The sequence below is a fragment of the Rhodoferax sp. genome (assembly GCF_028689305.1).
Taxonomy (GTDB): domain Bacteria; phylum Pseudomonadota; class Gammaproteobacteria; order Burkholderiales; family Burkholderiaceae_C; genus Rhodoferax.
On sequence record NZ_JAQTWM010000147.1, the window covers coordinates 1 to 4,896 of the forward strand.

Annotated in this window: 7 protein-coding genes and 1 pseudogene; all 8 read right to left on the reverse strand. The window is 63.4% G+C overall.

Translation table 11 applies throughout. From position 1 onward, the window contains the following. The coding region (locus PHW99_RS18000) for a protein TolA (RefSeq protein WP_300180949.1) at nucleotides 1-629 on the reverse strand (629 nt) is incomplete at its 3' end. Between the two features lie 9 nt (nucleotides 630-638). Continuing rightward, a complete protein-coding gene (locus PHW99_RS18005; RefSeq protein ID WP_300180952.1) occupies nucleotides 639-1,058 on the reverse strand; it encodes a biopolymer transporter ExbD in 420 nt (139 codons plus the stop codon). Nucleotides 1,059-1,076: 18 nt separating this feature from the next. Then, entirely contained in the window at nucleotides 1,077-1,769 is a 693-nt protein-coding gene (gene tolQ, locus PHW99_RS18010; RefSeq protein ID WP_300180955.1) for a protein TolQ, read from the reverse strand. Beyond that, complete coding sequence (ybgC, locus tag PHW99_RS18015; protein ID WP_300180959.1) at nucleotides 1,766-2,176, reverse strand: tol-pal system-associated acyl-CoA thioesterase; 411 nt, start codon at nucleotides 2,174-2,176, stop codon at nucleotides 1,766-1,768. Before ybgC ends, tolQ begins: the two co-directional genes overlap by 4 nt. Beyond that, nucleotides 2,173-3,357, reverse strand: a complete 1,185-nt coding sequence (locus tag PHW99_RS18020; RefSeq protein ID WP_300180962.1) for a pyridoxal phosphate-dependent aminotransferase — start codon at nucleotides 3,355-3,357, stop codon at nucleotides 2,173-2,175. Before PHW99_RS18020 ends, ybgC begins: the two co-directional genes overlap by 4 nt. 63 nt (nucleotides 3,358-3,420) lie before the next feature. Next, nucleotides 3,421-3,939, reverse strand: coding sequence for a transcription antitermination factor NusB (gene nusB, locus PHW99_RS18025; protein ID WP_300180965.1), 519 nt, complete (start codon nucleotides 3,937-3,939; stop codon nucleotides 3,421-3,423). Beyond that, the gene (ribH, locus tag PHW99_RS18030) at nucleotides 3,939-4,412 is read right to left on the reverse strand and encodes a 6,7-dimethyl-8-ribityllumazine synthase (protein ID WP_300180968.1); all 474 of its coding nucleotides are present in this window, start codon (nucleotides 4,410-4,412) and stop codon (nucleotides 3,939-3,941) included. Before ribH ends, nusB begins: the two co-directional genes overlap by 1 nt. A gap of 34 nt (nucleotides 4,413-4,446) precedes the next feature. Continuing rightward, nucleotides 4,447-4,896 (reverse strand): annotated as a pseudogene (locus PHW99_RS18035) (bifunctional 3,4-dihydroxy-2-butanone-4-phosphate synthase/GTP cyclohydrolase II); the annotation flags it as partial.

A 4,896-nucleotide genomic window follows, 5' to 3' on the forward strand; every position in this document is an offset into this window, starting at 1 on the left:
GACGGCCCGGACGATTTCAGCGCCGTGCCTTTGGCGTTGTCCGCTCCGGCTGCGCCAGCCAGTCCGGTGATGCGTTGCAGGTTTTTCAGGCGCTGGGCTTCGAGCTGTTTGGCTTCGAGGGCTGCTTGTTGCTTGTCCAGCGCCGCCTGGCGGGCCTTGTCAGCCTGTTGCTGTTTGAGCTTGTCCTGTTTGAGTTTTTCCTGCTTCTGTTTCTCCAGCAGGGCTTTTTCCAACCGGTCTTTTTCGAGCTTTTGCTTGAGCTTGTCCTGCCGGGCCTGTTCCTGCTTCTTCAGTTGTTCCTGCCGCAGTTTTTCCTGCTCCAGGGCGATATCCACCACCGGTGGTGGGGGCACTGGCTCGGCCTGGGTTGGCGCCGGTGTCGGCTCGGGGGCGGGTGGGGGCGCGGCTGGCGCCGGCGGTGGCTCGGCCAGTTGGGGGGCTGCCTCCTGCGGCACGGCAGACCAGAGCTCGGCCTCGACGCTGAGGGTCTGGGCGTCGCGCTGCCAGTGCACGCCCCAGGTCAGCGCCGCCAGCAGCAGGCCGTGCATCAGGGCGGCCAGCAGCAGGGCACGCAGCCGGCCCGGGGTGGCCGGTGGCGCAAATTCAAGTCGGTCGGCGCTGGCCTGCATGGTCCGGTGTCAGTGGGTGAGCTGCACCGACAGCCCGACGCGTGCCACACCGGCTTGCTGCAGGGTGTCCATGACCCGCACCACGGCTTCGTATTTGACGGCTTTGTCCGCGCTGATGATCACCGCCGAGTTGGGCACACCGGCCTGGGCCTGCTTGACGGCCTGGGCGAGCCCCTTGAGCGTGATGGCCGAGGTTTTGTCCTTGAGCTTGAGTTCCAGCGCTTCGTCCTTGCCGATGACGATCTGCACCACCTGGTCCGGCTGTTTGGCCGCCTTGCCAACGCTGGGCAGGGCAATCATGCTCGGTGCGATCAACGGCGCGGTGACCATGAAAATGATCAACAGCACCAGCATCACGTCGATGAAGGGCACCATGTTGATCTCATTGATGGTGCGGCGACCCCGCCCACGGCTTACCACGGCTGCCATGTTGCTGTCTCCCCTGTGTCAGTGCCCGGAGGCTGATTGCGCGCCCACATTGCGCTGCAGGATGTTGGAGAACTCTTCGATGAAGGTTTCCAGCCGGATGGCGATGCGGTCAATATCGCGGGCGAACCGGTTGTAGGCCACCACCGCCGGAATGGCGGCAAACAGGCCAATGGCGGTGGCCACCAGGGCCTCGGCAATCCCGGGGGCCACGGTCGCCAGTGTCACCTGGGTGAGCGCGGCCAGCCCGGTGAAGGCGTGCATGATGCCCCACACGGTGCCGAACAGGCCCACATAGGGGGACACCGATCCGACCGAGGCCAGAAACGACAGGTGGGTTTCCACCACGTCCATTTCACGCTGAAAACTGGCCCGCATGGCGCGGCGGGCGCCGTCCATCAGGGTGCCGGGGTCGGTGATGCGGCGTTCACGCAGTTTCTGGTATTCACGCATGCCGCTGGCAAAAATGCGCTCCATGGGGCCGGCGGTGCGGGCATTCTGGGTGGCGGCGGCAAATAGGTCATTGAGGCTGCTGCCAGACCAGAATTCGCGCTCGAACTTGTCGTTGAGCGATTTGACTTTGCCCAGCGAGAACAGCTTGCGGAAGATGGCCGCCCAGCTGGCCAGCGAGATGCTCACCAGCAGCAGCATCACCAGTTGCACCACCAGGCTGGCATTGAGCACCATGGTGACGATGGAGAGGTCTTGGTTCATGTCAGTTTGTCCAGGATAACTTGAGGAATTCTGGCCGGTCTGCCATCGGCATCGACCCAGCCGGCACGGATGGTCGCCTCACACAACAACTGCGCCGCGCCACCGGTCTGGCGCAACGCCTGCTGCTGTATTGTCATGGATGCGCGGCCCGGTGCCAGCAGCGAAGTTGTTACCAGGAGTTCGTCGTCCAGACGGGCGCTGCGGTGGTAGCGCACATTGGCCTCGCTCACCACAAACATGCCACCGGTGTCCAGCCGAAGGGCCTGCTGGTGGATGCCCAGCGCGCGCAGCCACTCGGTGCGGGCGCGCTCGAAAAACTTCAGGTAGTTGGCGTAATAAACAATGCCGCCCGCATCGGTGTCTTCCCAGTAAATCCGCACCGGCCAGGAAAACGCAGCCCTTGTCATGCCAGCAGGGTTTGCAGCCGCGAAACGGCTTCACGCAGTTGGGCCATGGCATTGGCGGTGGAAAAGCGGATGAAGCGGGCGGTATCGGCCGTGCCAAAGTCCCGCCCGGGGGTGACAGCCACGTGGGCTCGGGTCATGAGCTCAAATGCCAGGTCCCAACTGCCGCTGATCTTGAGCTTGTCGCAAGCCGCCGTGCAGTCGGCCCAGGCGTAGAACGCGCCGTCAGGCATGACCGGCACGGTGAAGCCCAGGGCGTTGAGGGCTGGGATGAAATAGTCGCGCCGGGCCTTGAATTCGGCACGGCGGCGTTCGTATTGCGCCAGACTGTCAGCCTCAAAACAGGCCAGCGCCGCGTACTGTGAAATGGTGCTGGGGCAGATGAACAGGTTTTGCGCCAGCCGCTCGATCACTGGCACCAGGTTCTCCGGCACCACCAGCCAGCCCAGGCGCCAGCCGGTCATGTTGAAGTATTTGGAAAAGCTGTTGATGCTGATGATCTGGTCGTCGATCGCCAGCGCCGATTGGCCAAACTGCGCGTCATGGCTCAGGCCCAGGTAGATTTCGTCGATCAGGGTGACGCCACCTTTGGCCGACACCACCTCATGGATGCGGCGCAATTCGTCGGGCGCAATCGAGGTGCCGGTCGGGTTGGAGGGTGAGGCGAGCAACACGCCGCGGGTTTTGTCGTTCCAGGCGCGCGCGACCTTGTCCGCACTGAGCTGAAACCGTTCCTCGGCAGTGGTCGGGATCAGGACCGCCTTGCCATCGGCGGCCGAGACGAAGTGCCGGTTGCAGGGGTAACTGGGGTCGGGCATCAGGATTTCGTCACCCGATTCGATCAGGGCCAGACAGGCCAGTTGCAAGGCGGCGGAGGCGCCGGCGGTCACCACAATCCGGCTGGCCGGGACGTTCACGGCAAAACGCTGGCGGTACCACTGGCTGATGTGCTCACGCAGCTCCGGCAGCCCAACGGCGGGGGTGTATTGCGATAGACCGTCGCGGATAGCCCGGCTGGCGGCTTCCTGGACCAGCGGCGGGGCGGTGAAATCGGGTTCACCAATGTTCAGATAAATCATCGGCCGGCCCGATTGGGCCGCACCGGCAGCCATGGCCTGGGCCGCCTTGGCGACCTCCATCACGTAAAACGGTTCGATGCGTCGGGCACGTTCAGAGATTTTCATGCGTAAACAATGAGAGGGACAGACCCGCGGCACGCGTCCATCCGGGTTGGCGGGGCGTCGGGCTCAGCGATCAGCGTTGACCTCTGCCTCGCGCAGCTGCCGCGCCAGGGAGTTGAGGACGGCGTTGACATACTTGTGGCCGTCAGTCCCACCGAATTCCTTGGCCAGCTCGATACATTCGTTGAGCACAACACGCCAGGGAACATCCAGGCAGTGCTTGAATTCATACACACCGATCCACATGGCAGCATGTTCCACCGGCGAAATTTCGCCCAGTGGGCGGTCCAGCGCGGGCTGGATCAGCGCATCAAGCTCTGTCGCCTGGTCGGTGCAGCCATGCAGCAGCGCATCAAAGTGGACCGCATCGGCCTTGGAAAAACCCAGCAGGTCACGCGTGAACACATCCACATCGGCAACGCTGTTTTTACCCACCAGGATCTGGTAGAGGCCCTGCAGCGCAAATTCGCGGGCACGGGACCGGTCGGATTTGCTGGCCGCCTTGCGGGCGCCGGTGCTGGTCAGGCCCTTGCGGGGCTGGCGGGGAGGGCGTTTGGAGCCGCTGGGAGAATTGAATGGGTTCATCAAATGGTCTCGATCAGGTTAGCCATTTCAACCGCCACGCGGGCTGCGTCACGACCCTTGTCGGTCTGGCGGGCCACCGCCTGTTCCATGTTTTCGGTGGTGAGGATGGCATTGGCAATGGGTAACTGGTAGTCGAGGGCAACCCGGCTGACACCGGCGCCGGACTCATTGGCCACCAGTTCAAAGTGGTAGGTCTCACCCCGGATGATGCAGCCCAGGGCAATCAGGGCGTCAAACTTGAGCTTTTCTGCCATGGCCAGCAAGGCCACCGGCACTTCCAGGGCGCCGGGCACCTGCACCAGGGTGATGTGTTTTTCGGGCACGCCCAGGCGGATCAGTTCGGCCCGGCAGGCTTGCGCCAGTGCGTCGGTGACACCCGCGTTGAAACGGGCCTGCACGATGCCGATGGTGAGTTTTTTGCCATCCAGGAGGGGGTTGTTGGCATCCAATGTGCCTTGATCTGCAATCAGCATGGTTGGGTTCTCGTAAAGGGTTGGTACGGTTGGGCTACGGTGTGACGTAGTCGACGATTTCAAGTCCGTAGCCGGCCATGCTGGGCATGCGGCGCGGGTTGCCCATGAGTTTCATTTTGTGGACACCCAGGTCACGCAGGATCTGGGCGCCAATGCCGTAGGTGCGCAAGTCCATGCGACCCCGCTCGGGGGCATGACTGGCGCGGGCCGTGCCATCAAACTGCGCCAGCAGCTGCTTGCCGCTTTCGCCGCAGTTAAGGAACACCACGACCCCCTTGCCTTCGGCGGCAACCCGTTGCAGGCTGGCATCCAGGCTCCAGGAGTGCATCGAGCGGCCAACCTCCAGCGCGTCAAATACCGACAGCGGTTCATGGACGCGGGCCAGCACGGCTTCGTCGGCCTGCCACTGGCCTTTGACCAGTGCCAGGTGGACCCCGTGGGCGGTCTTGTCCTTGAACGCGTGGGCGGTGAACTCACCAAACGC

Coding starts and splice junctions, on each gene's coding strand:
- PHW99_RS18005 (WP_300180952.1), bottom strand. CDS start 1,058: ATGGCAGCCGTGGTAAGCCGTGGGCGGGGTCGCCGCACCATCAATGAG.
- tolQ (WP_300180955.1), bottom strand. CDS start 1,769: ATGAACCAAGACCTCTCCATCGTCACCATGGTGCTCAATGCCAGCCTG.
- ybgC (WP_300180959.1), bottom strand. CDS start 2,176: ATGACAAGGGCTGCGTTTTCCTGGCCGGTGCGGATTTACTGGGAAGAC.
- ribH (WP_300180968.1), bottom strand. CDS start 4,412: ATGCTGATTGCAGATCAAGGCACATTGGATGCCAACAACCCCCTCCTG.
- nusB (WP_300180965.1), bottom strand. CDS start 3,939: ATGAACCCATTCAATTCTCCCAGCGGCTCCAAACGCCCTCCCCGCCAG.
- PHW99_RS18020 (WP_300180962.1), bottom strand. CDS start 3,357: ATGAAAATCTCTGAACGTGCCCGACGCATCGAACCGTTTTACGTGATG.